At 72.1% G+C, this 15,259-nt stretch carries 17 protein-coding genes; 2 read left to right on the top strand and 15 right to left on the bottom strand.

The genetic code is table 11. The features are described 5' to 3' along the window. Positions 1 to 126 precede the first annotated feature (126 nt). The 12 genes from AB0M59_RS03860 to AB0M59_RS03805 are packed head-to-tail and all read right to left on the bottom strand — an operon-like array spanning position 127 to position 11,157. Positions 127 to 2,010: a putative baseplate assembly protein gene (locus AB0M59_RS03860; protein ID WP_364608062.1), complete on the bottom strand. Its 1,884-nt coding sequence runs from the start codon at positions 2,008 to 2,010 to the stop codon at positions 127 to 129. Continuing rightward, a complete protein-coding gene (locus tag AB0M59_RS03855; RefSeq protein WP_364608059.1) occupies positions 2,007 to 2,411 on the bottom strand; it encodes a GPW/gp25 family protein in 405 nt (134 codons plus the stop codon). The genes AB0M59_RS03860 and AB0M59_RS03855 overlap by 4 nt, the downstream gene beginning before the upstream one ends. Continuing rightward, positions 2,408 to 3,040 carry a phage baseplate assembly protein V gene (locus tag AB0M59_RS03850; protein WP_364608056.1) on the bottom strand — a complete coding sequence of 211 codons (633 nt, stop codon included), beginning with the start codon at positions 3,038 to 3,040 and terminating at the stop codon, positions 2,408 to 2,410. The genes AB0M59_RS03855 and AB0M59_RS03850 overlap by 4 nt, the downstream gene beginning before the upstream one ends. Then, positions 3,037 to 4,230, bottom strand: a complete 1,194-nt coding sequence (locus tag AB0M59_RS03845; protein WP_364608053.1) for a type IV secretion protein Rhs — start codon at positions 4,228 to 4,230, stop codon at positions 3,037 to 3,039. Before AB0M59_RS03845 ends, AB0M59_RS03850 begins: the two co-directional genes overlap by 4 nt. Positions 4,231 to 4,243: 13 nt before the next feature. Beyond that, a complete protein-coding gene (locus tag AB0M59_RS03840) occupies positions 4,244 to 4,912 on the bottom strand; it encodes a LysM peptidoglycan-binding domain-containing protein (protein WP_364608050.1) in 669 nt (222 codons plus the stop codon). Further along, positions 4,909 to 5,091: a putative phage tail protein gene (locus AB0M59_RS03835; RefSeq protein WP_155543124.1), complete on the bottom strand. Its 183-nt coding sequence runs from the start codon at positions 5,089 to 5,091 to the stop codon at positions 4,909 to 4,911. The genes AB0M59_RS03840 and AB0M59_RS03835 overlap by 4 nt, the downstream gene beginning before the upstream one ends. Before the next feature lie 11 nt (positions 5,092 to 5,102). After that, positions 5,103 to 5,603 carry a phage tail protein gene (locus AB0M59_RS03830; RefSeq protein ID WP_364608047.1) on the bottom strand — a complete coding sequence of 167 codons (501 nt, stop codon included), beginning with the start codon at positions 5,601 to 5,603 and terminating at the stop codon, positions 5,103 to 5,105. Next, the gene (locus AB0M59_RS03825) at positions 5,600 to 7,072 is read right to left on the bottom strand and encodes a phage tail sheath subtilisin-like domain-containing protein (protein WP_364608044.1); all 1,473 of its coding nucleotides are present in this window, start codon (positions 7,070 to 7,072) and stop codon (positions 5,600 to 5,602) included. The genes AB0M59_RS03830 and AB0M59_RS03825 overlap by 4 nt, the downstream gene beginning before the upstream one ends. A gap of 10 nt (positions 7,073 to 7,082) precedes the next feature. Next, positions 7,083 to 7,541 carry a phage tail protein gene (locus tag AB0M59_RS03820; RefSeq protein ID WP_364608041.1) on the bottom strand — a complete coding sequence of 153 codons (459 nt, stop codon included), beginning with the start codon at positions 7,539 to 7,541 and terminating at the stop codon, positions 7,083 to 7,085. A 19-nt stretch (positions 7,542 to 7,560) separates the two neighbouring features. Further along, complete coding sequence (locus AB0M59_RS03815) at positions 7,561 to 9,846, bottom strand: phage tail sheath C-terminal domain-containing protein (RefSeq protein WP_364608038.1); 2,286 nt, start codon at positions 9,844 to 9,846, stop codon at positions 7,561 to 7,563. 13 nt (positions 9,847 to 9,859) lie between these two features. Further along, positions 9,860 to 10,588, bottom strand: coding sequence for a carboxypeptidase regulatory-like domain-containing protein (locus AB0M59_RS03810; protein ID WP_364608035.1), 729 nt, complete (start codon positions 10,586 to 10,588; stop codon positions 9,860 to 9,862). Next, positions 10,585 to 11,157, bottom strand: coding sequence for a DUF4255 domain-containing protein (locus AB0M59_RS03805; protein ID WP_364608032.1), 573 nt, complete (start codon positions 11,155 to 11,157; stop codon positions 10,585 to 10,587). The genes AB0M59_RS03810 and AB0M59_RS03805 overlap by 4 nt, the downstream gene beginning before the upstream one ends. Before the next feature lie 190 nt (positions 11,158 to 11,347). Between AB0M59_RS03805 and AB0M59_RS03800 the strand changes: the two genes are divergently transcribed. Both AB0M59_RS03800 and AB0M59_RS03795 read left to right on the top strand, forming a co-directional pair. Further along, the gene (locus AB0M59_RS03800) at positions 11,348 to 11,554 is read left to right on the top strand and encodes a hypothetical protein (protein WP_364608029.1); all 207 of its coding nucleotides are present in this window, start codon (positions 11,348 to 11,350) and stop codon (positions 11,552 to 11,554) included. A gap of 112 nt (positions 11,555 to 11,666) precedes the next feature. Next, complete coding sequence (locus AB0M59_RS03795) at positions 11,667 to 12,392, top strand: BTAD domain-containing putative transcriptional regulator (RefSeq protein WP_364608026.1); 726 nt, start codon at positions 11,667 to 11,669, stop codon at positions 12,390 to 12,392. Between the two features lie 179 nt (positions 12,393 to 12,571). Here the strand turns inward: AB0M59_RS03795 and fahA are convergent, their stop codons facing one another. The 3 genes from fahA to AB0M59_RS03780 form a co-directional block, all read right to left on the bottom strand. Continuing rightward, positions 12,572 to 13,738, bottom strand: coding sequence for a fumarylacetoacetase (gene fahA, locus AB0M59_RS03790; protein WP_364608023.1), 1,167 nt, complete (start codon positions 13,736 to 13,738; stop codon positions 12,572 to 12,574). Beyond that, positions 13,735 to 14,535, bottom strand: coding sequence for a hypothetical protein (locus tag AB0M59_RS03785; protein WP_364608020.1), 801 nt, complete (start codon positions 14,533 to 14,535; stop codon positions 13,735 to 13,737). Before AB0M59_RS03785 ends, fahA begins: the two co-directional genes overlap by 4 nt. 148 nt (positions 14,536 to 14,683) lie before the next feature. Beyond that, complete coding sequence (locus AB0M59_RS03780) at positions 14,684 to 15,205, bottom strand: MarR family transcriptional regulator (protein ID WP_364608017.1); 522 nt, start codon at positions 15,203 to 15,205, stop codon at positions 14,684 to 14,686. Positions 15,206 to 15,259 lie beyond the last annotated feature (54 nt).

The raw sequence follows: 15,259 nt of genomic DNA, 5'->3' as shown, positions 1-15,259 counted from the left end.
CTCGGCGACCGGGTGCTCGAGGGCAAGGAAGCCCGCGTCCTGACCATCAGCCAGGTCTACGACACCGACGTGAGTGAGAAACAGGGTTAGAACACTGTTTCTCACTCACGACCCTCGAGTGGAGCGTCACAGCAAGCCCTCCCCCGGCCCGGCCGTGGGCACCACGCGCGTCCGGACTTCCCGCACCACCGGTAGTTCTCCCGCCCGCAGGGGCACGTCGTCGCACGTCTCCGACGGTTCCGCGCCGTCGATGCCGATCGCCACCGCGGCCACGTCCGCCAGGTCCCCGAGCGCCTGTTGGGCCGCGCGCAGCAACGCCGACGGCCGCAGGGCCTCGCCGAACGGCCAGCCCGTCTCGTCGTCGCCACCCAGCAGGGGGTCGAGGAACCGGCGCAGCGCGTCACCGACCACAGTGGACACCTTCGCCCGGTCTGCCGGGCTGCCGGACAGGTCGGCCCGCAGCCGGACGTCCCGGTACGCCGGGGCGCGCACGAACACCTCGGCCGTGAGCAGCCGGGCCTCCGCCAGCCGGTCCGCCACCGCGCACAGCATGCCCGGATCCGGTTCGGGCGCGGAACTCTGAGGCACCGCCGGGACGATGTGGACCGTCACCGCGCCGGGCACCCGCGCGCACGGGAACCCCGGGTGCTCGCCGATCCCGGCGTAGGCCCGCCCGACCGCCACCCCGGGAGTCGTCACGGCCAGCGTGACGAAGTCCTCGGCCGTCACGGCCCGGGTCACCTCGCCGAGCGCGCCCGCGGCCCGGTCACGCGCCTGCGCCACCGTTTCCGGGTCCTCGCCGCCCTCGGCCTGGACCAGGTTCGCGGCCCGCACCGGGAAGTCGTCCACCGGCAGCCAGTTACCGGTGAGCCCGCCGTTGCCGTCGCGGCCGCCGCCGATCGTGTACTCGGCCAGCACGTCGCCGGACGGACGCGGGATCCGGCCGGTGAGCCCGTCGCCGAACACCAGCGCGCCGTCGGGGCGGTCCAGCAAGAAGATCCGGTCCCGGGACGCGCCGAAGGCGAAGTCCGCCACGGGTCCCCACTTCTCGCCGGCGAGCCGCAGGCAGGCGGTGAGCAGGCGGCCGGCGGCGTCCGGGAGCACGAGCCGCTGGCCGGGCAGCTTCAGCCAGTCGTCGGTCTGGTCCGCCAGGTCGGTCACCGTGCGACGCTCGGCGTGGCGGGCACCCGACACGTTGACCGCCAGCCGCAGCAGCCGCGGCGGCGACGCGTAGGTCGCGGCCGGGGTAGACACCCGCAGTCCGTTGTCCACTGTGGACCAGTCGGCCGGTGGTCGCAGGCGCACGACCCCGGACCGCCGCAGCCCGCCGGTGCCGTCCTGGACCTCCTCGAACGTCCCGGAAGCGTCGCCGCTGGGCCGGAACCACGACCACGTGAGGTCCGCGGGCGGCCGGACGGCGACCGCGGCGGACGACCAGGACGGCGCCACCGGCGAGTCGAGTTCGACCAGCACCGACAACCAACCGGATGCGGGGTGGGAACCGTCGAGCGGCACCGTGAACCGGGCCGACGCGGCCGAGCCGTCGGTGCCCAGCAGCGGCACCCCACGACGCGCCAGCAGATCGGCGGTGCGGTCGCGGTCGGTGAACACCGTCGCCTCGCCCGACACCGGGAACGCCGTCACCTCGTCGTCGAGGGTGAACCGGATGACCGCGGCCGGATCGCGGGCGAAGGCGGTCCCGGCGGGCACGACCGTCGGCGTCTCCGCATCGGGGGTGAGCGCGAGGACCGTGGCCGCGGGCTGCGCGGGCCGCGGCGGTTCGAGGCCCAGGAGCTTGAGGATCGCGACGACGAGTTCGTCCGGAGCCTGGTCCAGCCAGTAGAGCCGCTGCTCCAGGAGGTAGGCGAACAGTTCGAGGAGCGTGATCCCGGGGTCGACGGGCGCGTGCAACGTCCACGTTCCGCCGGACTCCGCCGGGATGCGGCGGGTGACGGCCGCCATCAGGTCGGCCCAGGTCAGGTCGTCGAGCTTCGGCGCGGGCAGGGTCATGGCGTGCTTCCCGTCAGCCCGAGGTAGAACGGGAACACCAGGTTGGCCTTGGTGTTGGTGCGCCGGATCCGGTACTCGACCGAGACCGTCACCCGGGACTCGTCGGCCGGGTCGGCCTCGGCGAGGACGTCGGAGAGCTCCACCCTCGGCTCGAAGTCGCGGACCGCGTCGCTGATCGACCGCTCCAGTTCGCGCAGGTTCTGCACGCTGCCGGGCGCGAACACCGACTCACTCGCCTTCGTGCCGAGGTCCGGGCGCATCACGCGCTCGCCGGTCGCGGTGAGCAGCAGCGCGCGCAGGCAGTGCTCGATGCTCGTCTCGCCGACGGCGTAGGAGAGCCGGCCGGCCTCGTCGGGCAGGATCGGGAACCGCCAGCCGGTACCGAGGAAGGGTTCGGTCACGTCGCCTTCACCTTCTTCGCGAGCACGGACGGCGGCAGCGGCGTCGCGGGACCGGTGACGCCGCCCGGCGCCGGGTGGGTGTGCTGGACGAAGGCCTGCAGGAGCGCGTTGCCGAGCACGACGGGCTCGGTCGAGCCGCCGCCGAGGTCGATGCCGGACGCCTTCACCGTCACGGTCGCGGCTTCGAGCGTGATCTCGCCGCTGTCCTTGAGCACCACCTTCGCACCCGTCGCGGTGCTGATGGTGATCTCCTTCGCCTGGTCGTCGAAGACGATCCGGTGCCCGGCCTTGGTGCGGATGATCTTCTGGTCGACGCCGTCCTGGTGCGCGGTCGGCGGCTTCTTCTTGCCGTTGTAGAGCCCGCCGAGCACGTACGGCTGCCGCATGTCGCCCTGGAAGAACGCGACCAGCACCTCGTCGCCCACCTCGGGCACGAACACCGAGCCGTAGCCGGCACCCGCGTGGAGCTGGCTGACCCGGATCCAAGGACTGATCGACGCGCCGCCGTCCAGCCAGTAGTACTTCACCTTGACCCGGCCCTCGTCGTCCCCGTCGTTCTGCACGACCTCCGCGGGCGCGACGCCGTAGAAGCGCTGGTCGCTCGCCATGGCGCGTGGCATCGCCGTCATTTCTTGTCCCCCTGGAAGATCCGCCGGCCGGTGAACGTGGTGAAGAAGCCGCTCGAGTTGAGGGCGTGCTCGACGCGCTTGACGAAGTAGGTGCCGGAGAACCGCTTGCCGAGACCGAAGATCTCGAGGTTGTCCCCCGGCCGCAGCTCGGGCAGCCCGGCCACCCGGCCGGTCGCGGTGATGAACTCGTACGCCCGCTCCCGCAGCAGCGCGATCGCCAGCTCCTTGGCTTCCTCCTGGCTGAGCACCGGCGCGTCGACGATCACCTCTTGGCGGCCGCCGGCCGCGCTCTCCGCCGCTTCCGGCCCGCTCTGCCCGTCGGCCGAGTTCTGCCCGCCGGGCAGGTCCGCCGAGGTCGCGACGTACTCGATCGGCTCCGCCTTGACCGGGTCCCAGCCGTGCACGGTGAGCTTGCTGACCTGCTGGGAGATCGTCATGGTCGGGGTGAAGTCGAGGAGGTTGGGCACCAGGCCGGCCGGCTGCCCGCTCGGGCCGGTGGCCAGGCCGGGTGCGTAGGCGAGCCGGAACAGCCGGATCGGGCGGCTGTCACGGCCGTCGGTGGGCTTGATGAAGTAGAGCTTCTGCACGCCCGTCTCCGGGTCCGGCAGGATGTAGCAGTCGAAGTCGATCCGCTTCGCGCGTTCCATCAGGAACTGCGCGTCGGACTGGTTCTTCTGCACCACCAGGTCGTGCCGCGGGCCCGCGTGGGTCGTCTCGAACGCCAGCTTGTTGCGGCGCGCGATCTGCTCGGCGATCTCCCAGTCGGTCTTCCCGACGAAGTTCTTGTCCTCCTCCTTGGTGGGCTTGCGGTCCTTGAGCGCGAGCATCCCGTCCACGCAGGTGAGGGAGACGCTCGGCGACGCGCCGTCCGGGAACTTCGGCGCGAGCGAGCTGATCGTCCCGGTGCCGACGGTCAGCAGCTTGTCCGCGTAACCGAGCCGGACGGAGACGCGCGTGCCGATCTGCAGCTTTTCCGAGTCGCTGTGCTTGAACTTCAGCGTGACGTCGTCCCAGTTGTTCAGCTCGAGGTCGAAGCCGGACATCTCGTCGAGGTCGCGGTGCACCTTGATGTCGAGGATGTCGTTCTTGGTCGTCGGGTCGGCCACCAGCCCGTCGACGACCACCTCGAACTCCGGGGCGTAGCGGTCCGGGTCGGCGATTTCGGGCCGGGTACCCGCGGGCGCGGTCATCGCCCTCCCCCTTTCACGGCAGCCGGGGCACGGTCAGCACCAGCCCCGGCCGCAGGTCTCGTGGATCGCTGATCCCGTTGGCGCGCGCCAGTTCCCGCCACGCGTCCGGACGCCGGTACACCGCGGCGGAGATGCGGTCCCACGTGTCGCCGCGGCGCACCACGTAGCTCTTTTCCACCGTCGGCGACGACCGCGGCGGGTCGTTGGCCTGCTCCTTCGCCGGCCGGTACTCCTTCAGCGTGAGGTCGAGCTGGGCCCGCAGCGGCACGCCGTTCTTGGCGAACAGCACGTAGTTCACGTCCAGCTTCTCCAGCACGCCCCGGAACACGGTCCTGTCCCAGACGAACTTGACGATCGGCGGCGCGTGCAGGGTCTCCTGGGGCCGCATCAGCCCGCGGATGTTGTCCACATAGGACTTCCGGACGTCGGCGAGCGTGTCGGACGTGTCCACCAGCGCCTGCACCGACAGCGACTCGCTGCCGCCCCGGACGTACTGGATGGGCGGCGTTTCGAGACCGGGGATGGTGATCTCGGCGAAGGTGTTGCTCTTGCTCACCTTGTACTCGGTCGGGTTGAACTTCAGCGGGATCCGCTTCGGCACGTTCTGCGGGTTCTCGGGCTGCTCGATCTCCAGGTGCGCGTCGGCGCCCTGGCTCACCAGGGAGAACGGGGTGACGCTCACCGGCCACCTCCTCCGAGCTTGCGGTCGTTGTCGCTGCGCTCGGCGCGGGCGCACTCTTCTTCGTACAGCCGTGCCCACGCCTGGATGTGCTTGTTGAACAGGCGGGCGAACAGGGCCCCGTCGTCGCCTTCCACCTGGAAGCGCACCTCGAGGTTGTGGATGATCAGGTTCTTGGGCACGCGCTTGTCTCCTAGAGGACGGCCGTCAGGCCCTCGTGGGCGATTTCCAGTGACTCGATCGCGACCGCGTTCTGCTCGGCGTGCAGGTCCGGGCCGGTCCACTTGGCGGCCAGCCCGCCGTGGAAGATCCACGACTTCGCGGGCACGCCGGCCTCGTCGAGCATGATCACGGCGCCGTCGCGGCGGGCGCCGAGCGAGTCGTGCAGGCCGGTTTCGTACCAGGACCACAGGAGCCGGTCACGGACCACGCCGCGCTTGAGGGTGATCGGGTTCCACGAGTGGCGCAGCGGCAGCCGGTGCACGGAGTCGTTGCGGCCGCCCTCCGCGTAGGTCACCACCTCCAGCTGCGCCCCCATCCCGGTGACCTCCTGGAAGGCGCCCGCCGCCACCGCCGGCAGCAGCAGGGCCTGCGCCGGCGGCAGGTACACGTCCGCCGGTGCGAGTGTCACGAGGAAGCGGAACTTGGTCAGCGGCTCGGTCAGCGCGAGCAGCTGCTCGACCGGTGTCGTCACTGCTCGATCACCTCCAGGCCGCGGTCCTGGCCGAGCACGAGCCGCAGCGCGATGAACTCCATGGGTACGGCCGGTGCGACGCCGATCTCGCACACGATCTGGCCGGGGTCCTGCTCCGGCGGGTTGTTCGTCTCGTCGCACACCACGCGGAACGCGTCCTCCGGCCGGCTGCCGGCGAGCGCGCCGGTGCGGAACGCCTCCAGCAGCACCGAGGTGATCGCGCGGACCAGCGACAGCCGCAGCTCCGGCGAGTTCACCTCGAACACCAGCGGCGCGGCGGCCCGCCGGATGGCCCGCACCAGCAGGTGCAGCAGCCGGCGGTGGGCGACGTACCCGCGGCGTGGGTCACCGGACAGCGTCCGCCCGCCCCACACCACGAGACCCCGGCCGCGCACGCACCGCACCAGGTCGACGCCTCCCTCGAACAGCCGGACCTGCTGTGCCTCCGGGTACTCCAGCTCCAGGTCGACGGCGTCCAGCAGCGTGGCGTTCGCCGGGGTGTCGGCGGGGCCCCGCTCGGTGTCGAGCCGGGCGATCAGCCCGGCGACGTGCCCGGACGCCGGGACGGTCCGCAGCCCGGTCCCGTCGAGCGACGGCGCCCGCAGCGGCGGGTGGTACACCGCCGCCGCGGCGAGCAGCGCCTCGTCGCCGAAGCCCGCCAGCGTCTCGGCCCAGGCCACCACCGCGTCCACTGTGGACACCGACGGGGGCACGTCCAGCAGCACCAACCGGTCCAGCAGCGGCGCCACGGCCCCCAGCAGGTCCAGCACCAGGGCCGTGTGGTCGGCGCCGCTCAGGTCGGCACCGAGGTCCGGCAGGGCCACCAGGGCCGGCTCCGGCAGCTCGGCTTGCGTCACCACCGCGGACGCGTACTCGGCGCGTCCCGGCGGGCTGTCCGTGCCGCCGGAGAGCGTCAGGTCCCAGGACCGCGAGATCGGCCCGTCCGGCGGGATCGGGTCGGCCGCCCCCACCGGAACCACCCGGACGAGGCGGGACGCGGTGAGCCGCTCGACGACCTCGCCGGGTGCGAGGCCGGCGAAGATCTCCGCCGGCTCGCCCGGCACGAGCACCCGCACGGTGACCACCGGCGGTCCCGCGACGCTGCTCGCCCGGTACCGCACGGTGACGCGGCCGCCGTTCGCCCACGCGCCGGGACTCGCCGCCACCACGCGGAAGCCGTCCGTCCACAGTGCACTCGCGGGCTCGGCCGGCCCGGACACCCGCAGGACCCACGCCGTGCGGCCCTGGTTCTCGAAGAACCCGCGCAGCGCGTACGGCGTCGCCGACGTGCCGTCCGACGGGCCGAACTCGCCGACGACGTCGTTCCAGCTCTCGACGCGCACGGGCCGGCCGACCGGGCCGCGCCGGGTGCGGCCGAGGAACACGGCCACGTCCGTGCGCAACGGCTCGTCGCCGGTGGCCGCACGCTCGAAGGTCAGGGAAACGCCGGGAAGCGCCGCGCTGGTCATGTCCGCCCGCTCACGCGTCGATCACGAAGCTCTCGACGGCCAGCACGAGCGTCTCCATGGCGATCTCGTTCTTGGTCGCGTTGAACGAAGGTCCGGTGTACTTCGTCGGCCAGGCCCGGTCGAAGTTCCAGCGCATGACCTCCTGGCGGTTTTCGTCGAGCATCACGATCGAGCCGGACGTGCGCCGCACGCGGCCGTCGAGGGCTTCCTTCACCCAGTTCCAGAAGCCGACGTGGCCGGTGACCCCGCGCTTGAACGTCAGCGCGCTCGGGGCCTTCTTGAGCCCGACGAGCTTGCGGACGGTGATGTCCTCGCTGCCGGTGCGGTACTCGATCACCGGCAGTTCCACGTCCAGCCCGCTGGCCTCGGTGAACGCCCCGCTCACCGCGACACCGTCATCGCTGACGTTGGTCACGATGACCAGGAAGTTGTATGCGGCATACGGGTCGTCCCGCGTCACAGGTGGCATGTCCCTTGCCTTTCAGTGGTCAGACGAGCTGGGGCTCGCGGGTCTTCTGCTGGATCCGGAAGATCACGAACTCCGCCGGGAACACGGGCGCCACCCCGATCACGCAGATGAGCCGTCCGTTGGCGATGTCGTCGTCGGTCATCGTGGAGCGGTCGCAGTGGACGAAGAACGCCTCGTCCGCGGTCGTGCCGGCGAGCGCGCCGCTGCGCCACACGGTGGTCAGGAAGTTCGCGACGGTCTGCCGCACCAGCGCCCACAGCGGCTCGTCGTTCGGCTCGAACACGACCCACTGCGTGCCCTCGTCGATCGACTCCTCCAGGAAGAGGAAGAGCCGGCGCACGTTGACGTACTTCCACGAGGTGTCCGAGGAGAGCGTGCGCGCGCCCCACACCCGCTGGCCGAGGCCGGGGAAGAACCGCAGCGCGTTGATCCCCCGGGGGTTCAGCAGGTCCTGGTGCCGCTTGGTGACGTCCTGGGCGATGCCGTCGGTCAGCCGGATGCCGCGGATGACCGCGTTGGCGGGCGCCTTGTGCACGCCGCGCTCGGTGTCGGTGCGGGCGTAGATCCCGATGACGTGCCCGGACGGCGGTGCCTCGACGAACCGGCCGGTCGAGGGGTCGTTGACGACCAGCCACGGGTAGTACAGCGCCGCGTACTTGGTGTCGAACGGCTCGCGGAACGCCTGGATGCCCTCGATGTCGAGGCCGTCCTGCGGGTCCAGCACGGCGAAGCGGTCCTTCAGCTGCTCGCAGTGGGTCACGAGCGCCGACTCGACGGTGCCGGCCCACACACCGGGCACGGCGCAGATCGCGATCTCGTCGATGTCTTCGAGGGCGACGATGCCGGTCCGCTTGCCGCTGCCGCCGTCCGTGCCGACGAAGTCGCCGACGTCGAGGCTTTCGAACGCGTCCGAGCCGTCGTCGGCCAGCGTCAGCCAGGACCCGGCCGCGGGGACGGGGAACTGGGCCGGATCGCTGCTGAGGTCCGCCAGCGCGGTGGCCCGCACCAGCCGCGACTGGTCCGCCAGGGTGCCCGCCACGGTCCCCGGCGCCTCGCCGGTGAGCCGCAGGTTGCGGAACGTCTCGGTCACCGAACCGCCGCCGGGGTCGGCGAACCGGGTGTCCACAGTGGCCTCGACGAGAGCGAGCCGGTCGCCTTCGAGGATCTCCGCCGGCACGTCCGCGGTCGCCGAGAAGGACTCGAACGCGACGATCTCCCCGGTCACCGAGCGGACGCGCAGCGCGGTGAGCCCGGTGCCGGTGTCGAGCTGGGTGACGGCGCCCTCGTAGAGCCGGTTCGCGCCGCCGATCCGCAGGGTCAGCTCGTCCGGATCGGCGTCGGCGGCACGGGCCGGACGCACCACGCGCACGGCGAGCCCGGGCCGCCACAGGGCGTGCCGCGTGCCCTCGGCCAAGGTGAGCTCCAGGTGGTCCTCCGCCGTGGCCGCCCCGACCACCGGGAAGCGCCGGTTGCCGATCAGGATCCGGAACGGCGGGGTGAGCGCGTCCAGCCCGGGCACCGCGTTCACCCGGAGCGTGGCGTTGTCCACCGGGGAGTCTTCGGCGACCTGGGTGATGATCAGCTCGCCCTGCCCCGGGTCCGGCAGCACCGAGAGGGTGGCGCTCACCGACGGCTGGATCCGCACCTGGACCGTCCGGCCCCAGGCGCCGGGGCTCGACGCGGCGAACCGCAGGCTGTCGAGCGCCGGGCGGTCCCCGGCCTGGACGTAGTCCCCGCGGGCCCCCTTCACCGGTTCGGTCGGTCCCGCGCTGAGCTGGACCCGGCCGGTGGTCGTGTCGTAGCCGGTGATCGTCGCGGTGCCGATCGCGGTGCCGGTGTCGCCGCGGAAGATGCCGATCTCGTCCGCGCCGGTGAACCCGATCAGGTGGGTGAGCTGCAGCGTGGTGGCACCGGCCGCGGCGTCCTGCGCGACGAGGCTCACCCGGCCCTGGTGGAGGGTGCCGGTGGCGGCCTGCGCGTCACCGCTGACGACTCGCTTGACGTAGAGGCGCTGGCCGCCGTTGTCGAAGAAACCCTTGACCGCCAGCGGGAACAGCCACCAGCGGCCGCCCTCGGCCGGGTTTTCCGCCCAGGCGTCGCGGATCGCCGGGTCCGGCTCGGGCAGGAACCCGCCGAAGGTGGTCTGGTACTCCAGGAAGTTCGTGACCAGCTTCGGTTTCCCGGTGGTCGGGCCGCGCTGGGTGACCCCGACCATGCCCGCCGTGCTGGTGCTCACCCCCGCGATCGGCCGCGGCCCCGCGTCGACCTCCTCGACGTAGACGCCGGGGCTCAGGTACTCGGGCATGGTTCAGCTCCTTCTACTGCTCGACGATTTCGATGACGTGCCGGCGGTCCCGTTCGGTGGGCAGCCGGACTTCGAGGGCCCCGGTCCGCCCCGGCCGCTCGGTGGCCGTGAGGGAGAAGATCTGCACGGGCGGCGGCCCGATGACCGGCTCGCCCTCCCAGCGCAGGGCGAGCCGGAAGGCGCCGTCGACGTTGGTGAGGGTGCGCTCCAGCCACCCGACCCCGTCCCGGCTCGTGGTGCCGGCCGCCTCGACCAGCGCGTTCGCCACCGGCGCCCGGGTGGCCGCGTCGACGACGACGCCGTACACGGTGCGGATGCCGGGCCCGTACGGGAACGCGACGCCCGGCAGCAGCCGGACCAGCCTCGGCTCGCTGCCGACGGCGGGCGGGTGCCCGTCGTCGTACGGGTACGCGGTGAACTCGACCCCGCCCAGGCCCGCGTCGAAGTCCGCGCCGTCGGCCGGGTACAGCGGCGCGAGCCCGATGGCGGAGAAGCGGACGCGGAACCGTTCCGGCTCGGCGCCGGGCTCCCGGCGGCGGCCGAGCTCCGGGTAGGCGATCGCCGCGCTCGGCGTGCGGATCGCCGGGGTGTCCTGCGGCACCCAGACGTTCCCGTCCGGGTCGAAGCGGTCCAGCACCGTGGCCACGTCGGCGGCCCGCACGCGCTGGGCGAACTCGTCGAACGGCACGAACCACGCCGGGCTGTGCAGGACGGAGGTCTCGACGGGGTAGTAGCGGGTCATGGCAGCGTCGCCCCGCTGATCGTGCGGCTGCGCACGAGCCGGAGCTCGGCGACGTCGAGGGAGTCGAGGTTGACGACCCGGACCTCGTAGTTGAGGGACAGCCGGTAGGGCTTCTGGATCGCGTACCAGATCCACGACTTCTGGTCGAGCGTCAGCGGGGTCAGCGTGAACTGCAGCGCCTCCGTGGTGCCCGCCAGACTGCCCGTCAGCTCCTCGCCGGACCAGATCGCGTCGTCGTAGAAGACCTGCAGGGCGCGGCCGATCATCTGGTGCTGGGTTTCCTGGTTGCCGCCCCACGGCGTGATCAGGTAGCGCAGCAGCAGCGCCATCGGCGGTTTGCGGCTCGTGGGCGCCGACGGCGGGAGCGACCGGACCGGCGGCCGGTTGCGCGAGGTGGGGTCCTCCGCGATCTCGTACAGGAAGACCGTGAGCGTGGCCCGGCTCGGCCGGTCCTCGAGGTCGCTGAGCACCGCCGTCGGCGGGTCGTTCGGATCCAGTCCGCGCAACGCCTCGGTCAGCCGGTCCACGATGATCGTCGAAACGTCGGCGACGACCCCGAAATCCCCCATGCCCATCCTCCCCTGCGGCACGCCGGGAAGTGGCTCCGGCGTACGGGGCGCAGCATCGCAGGGGTGGCGTGGCAGGGCCGCGATCCGCGCGTCGCACCGGCGTCACGGCGGCGTTCCCCGTCCGCGCGTTGACGTGCCCGCACACGCGGCGTCGACGCGGCGGTGACACACCGGCGCGCATCCTGCGGTGGTGGAGCCACCCGAGGAGCGTTCCGGCAGCATGGTCCTCCGTGCGTGGCTGGAAGGCGGCGAGCCCGACGCCCTCCGGGTCCGCGTCCTCTCCACGATCGGCACCGACGAGGCCAAGCAGCTCGCGGTCACGTCGCCGGAAGCGGTTCTCGCGGCCGTCCGGGACTGGCTGGAAGAGCTCGGATCAGGTCCGATGACGTTTTCGTGACGCCCTGTTGACGCCGCACCCGCAATAATTCCGGTAACGTTTCGCACCGGGGTCGCGAATTGCTCAAGGGTGGGGAAGATCCGATCGGTGCCGGGCAGAGGTTGGGGAGCCGATGCGCACTGGAGAAACGCAGATCGTGACACTGCGGCTGCTGAAGGGTTTCACGCTGCTCGTGGACGACGACCGCGTGGCGCTGTCGTCCAGCGCGCAGCGGCTGCTCGCCTTCCTCGCGCTGCAGGACCGGCCCCGGACCAGAACCTACGTGGCAAGAACCCTGTGGCCCGAGGCGACCACGCCCCGCGCCAACGCGAACCTGCGCTCGTCGCTCTGGCGCGCGTCGCGCACCGGGCACCGCGTCATCGACGCGTCGGTGCAGGAGATGGCGCTGGCGGGCGGCATCACCGTCGACATCCACGACGCGGTGGCCCGCGCGCACCGCCTCCTCGACCGGTCGTGCGGGTGCGACGACATCCTGGACCGGCGGACCCGCGACGACCTGTCCGCCGACCTGCTGCCCGAGTGGTCGGACAACGAGTGGGTGCTGCTGGAGCAGGAGCAGTACCACCAGCTGCGGCTGTATGCGTTGGAGGCCATGGCGAAGCGGCTCACCACGGCCGGCCGGCACGGGGAGGCGGTGGCCGCCGGGCTGGCCGCGGTGCGGTCCGAGCCGCTGCGGGAGAGCGCGCACCGGGTCCTCATCGACGCACACCTCGCCGCGGGCAACCGGGCGGCGGCGCAGCACCAGTACGAACAGTGCCGGCGCACGCTGCTCGAAGAACTGGGGCTCGAACCGTCCGACGCCCTCCGCCGTCTCCTGCCGCACATGACCGCGCACTAGCCGCGGTATTCACGGGAATTGCGAACAGTGATCATTACCGCAATTGCGCCGGCCGGTGAGTCACGAATTGTTCGCGACCGGTGGCCGGTTCACGGTGATTCGCCGCGAAACGGAACGGGGCTGACGAGATCCGCAGGTCCGCCGAAATCCCGAGGTGCGGCCGAGCCGATCCGCGTGGCTCAGCCGGCCGGGAGGATGCGGCCGCGGACTTCGCCGAAGCCGATGCGCTCGCCGTTCGCGCCCGGGGCCGTGCCGGTGATCACCACCTCGTCGCCGTCGAGGAGGAAGCTGCGCTCCTCGCCCTTGACCGTCAGCGGCTCCCGGCCGCCCCAGCTCAGCTCGAGGAACGCGCCGCGCTGGTGCTTCTCCGGGCCCGAGATCGTGCCGGAGCCGTAGAGGTCGCCGGTGCGCGACGACGCGCCGTTGACCGTCAGGTGGGCCAGCATCTGCGCCGGCGACCAGTACATCTCGCGGTACGGCGGGCGGCTGACCTCCTCGCCGTTCCACTCGACGACCAGGTCGACGTCCAGCCCCCACGGACGGCTTTCCCGCAGGTACGGCAGCGGCTCGGGGTCCTGGCCGGGCAGCGGGACCCGCGCGGCCTCCAGCGCCAGGATCGGGACGACCCACGCCGAAACCGACGTCGCGAAGCTCTTCCCCAGGTTCGGGCCCAGCGGCACGTACTCCCAGGCCTGGATGTCGCGCGCGGACCAGTCGTTGAGCAGCACCGCGCCGAAGACGTGCCGGGCGAAGTCGTCCGGGGCGATCGGGGTGTTCAGCGGCGTGCCCGTGCCGACGACGAAGCCCAGCTCCGCCTCGATGTCCAGGCGCGTGCTCGGGCCGAACACCGGCGCCGGGTCGCCCTTGCGCTGGCCGCTCGGGCGGACGATGTCCGTGCCCGAGACCAGCACCGTCCCGGCGCGGCCGTGGTAGCCGACCGGCAGGTGCTTCCAGTTGGGCAGCAACGGTTCCGCGTCCGGCCGGAACAGCCGCCCGACGTTGGACGCGTGGTGCTCGGACGCGTAGAAGTCGACGTAGTCCGCGACCTCGAACGGCAGGTGCGGGGTGACGCCGTCGACCGCGTGCACGGCGTCGTCCGGGACCTCGCCGGCGACGAGCGCCGTGATCCGCTCGCGGACCGCCACCCAGCGGTCGTACCCCTGCGCCATGAACGGGTTCAGCGACGGCGCGGCGAAGACGTCGTCACCGAGCGCGCGAGCCAGGTCGAGCACGGAGTCCCCGACGCGGACGCCGACCCGCGGAGCGTCGCCGCCGACGGAGAACACGCCGTAGGGCAGGTTGGCGGTGCCGAACGGGGAACCGGCGGGGATGTCGATCGTGGTCATGCCTCTCCTCGGGGCAGCAGGCCGAGGGCGGCCAGCTCGGTCAGGGGGTCGGTGATGCTGCAGGTGCCGAACGACGTGAACCGCGCGCGGGCACCGGGATCGAGGTCTCGCACCAGCGCGGCGACCGTCGAGCCGTCGCGCTCGGCGAGCAGGGCTTCACCGCGGTCCGGGTCGGCGGCCGCCAGCAGCAGGTTGAGGAAGCCGTGCTGCTCGAACCCGGTCTCGGGGTCGGTGTTGCGCAGCGCGTGGTGCAGCCCGGCGGTGGCCTTGAACGGGACCCCGGCGTCGACGGCGGCCCGGATCGCGGTGGCCAGCTCCGTCTCGTCGGGGTACAGGTCCGCGCGGACGCCGCCGGTGCGGAACTTCGCGCGGTGGCCCGTCCCGGCGAGCGCCCGCAGGAGCGGCAGGCGGCGGTCGTCACGCGGGATCTCGACGTACACCGGTGCGTTCGCGGCCGACACGGCGTCGAGGAGTTCGTCCGGTGCCATGCCTTCCGGGACGGCGATCTCCAGGGCCCGCAGGTCCACCGGCAGCGTCTTGACGGCGTCGAGCACGCCGGGCAGCCGATCGGGGCCGCCGGGCAGCGTCACCGCGACGGGCAACGGCGTCTCGCGCGGCCTGAGCAGGTCGCCCAGGGCGTCGAGCGCCGGGGCGGCGAGGACCAAGGGGCCGACGAGGTCGGCGTACCAAGCTTTCTCGTACGCGTCGTGCGCGGCGATCGCGTCCGGCAGGGGCGCCAGGCCGGGCGGGAAGACCGCGGCGTCGTCGCACAGGCCGGCGAAGAGCCCGGGGATCACGCGACCGGCCCCGTCCCGATGGTCCCCGCTAGGCGGTGGTACGCCATGGTCGCCTCCTTCGCCGGTCGACTTGGTTCAGCCTTTTACTATCTTCGACTCACAGTAACCCCCGCTCCGCGGCCCGGGAAGGGGGCGGCTGCGGCGGGTTTCAGCGGCGGCTGCGGGTGTCGGACCCCGCCCGGGCGGTGATCAGCTTGCCCAGCAGCATCACCAGGATCCGCTGCTCTTCCTCGGTGAGGGCTTCGGTCCAGCCGAACTCGCGTTCGTTGTGCTCGCGGAACACCGAGACCATCTCCGCACGCCCGGCCTCGGTCAGCGACAGCTGGACCGAGCGGCCGTCGTGCTCGTCGGGCACGCGGTCGAGCAGGCCGTCCGCGACGAGCGGCTTCATCAGGTTCGACACCGCCGCCCGGCTCATCCCGGTGAGCCGGGCGGCGCTCTTCGGTTCCAGGGGCCCGGCCAGCCAGACCACGAACAGCAGCCGGAACGCCGACCACGACCGGCCGCGCGGCCGGTGCACCGCGGCCTCCAAGTCGTAGGTGACCAGGTCCGAGGCCCGGTTGAGGGTCAGCAGCACCTCGGTGGCCAGCTGGTGGCGGAAGCCGTACTCCGTCGCGAGCCGGCGGTTGGCCAGCTCGACGAACGACCAGAAGTCCAGCTCCTCTTCCATCGGAGCACCCTAACAAATAGTCAATTTCGAAACTGGTTTCGCCGACGCGCCGGA

It is taken from the genome of Amycolatopsis sp. NPDC051371 (assembly GCF_040682155.1).
Lineage (GTDB): Bacteria > Actinomycetota > Actinomycetes > Mycobacteriales > Pseudonocardiaceae > Amycolatopsis.
Note: the sequence above shows the minus strand (reverse complement) of the source record. Positions and strands in the feature narration are given on the sequence as shown.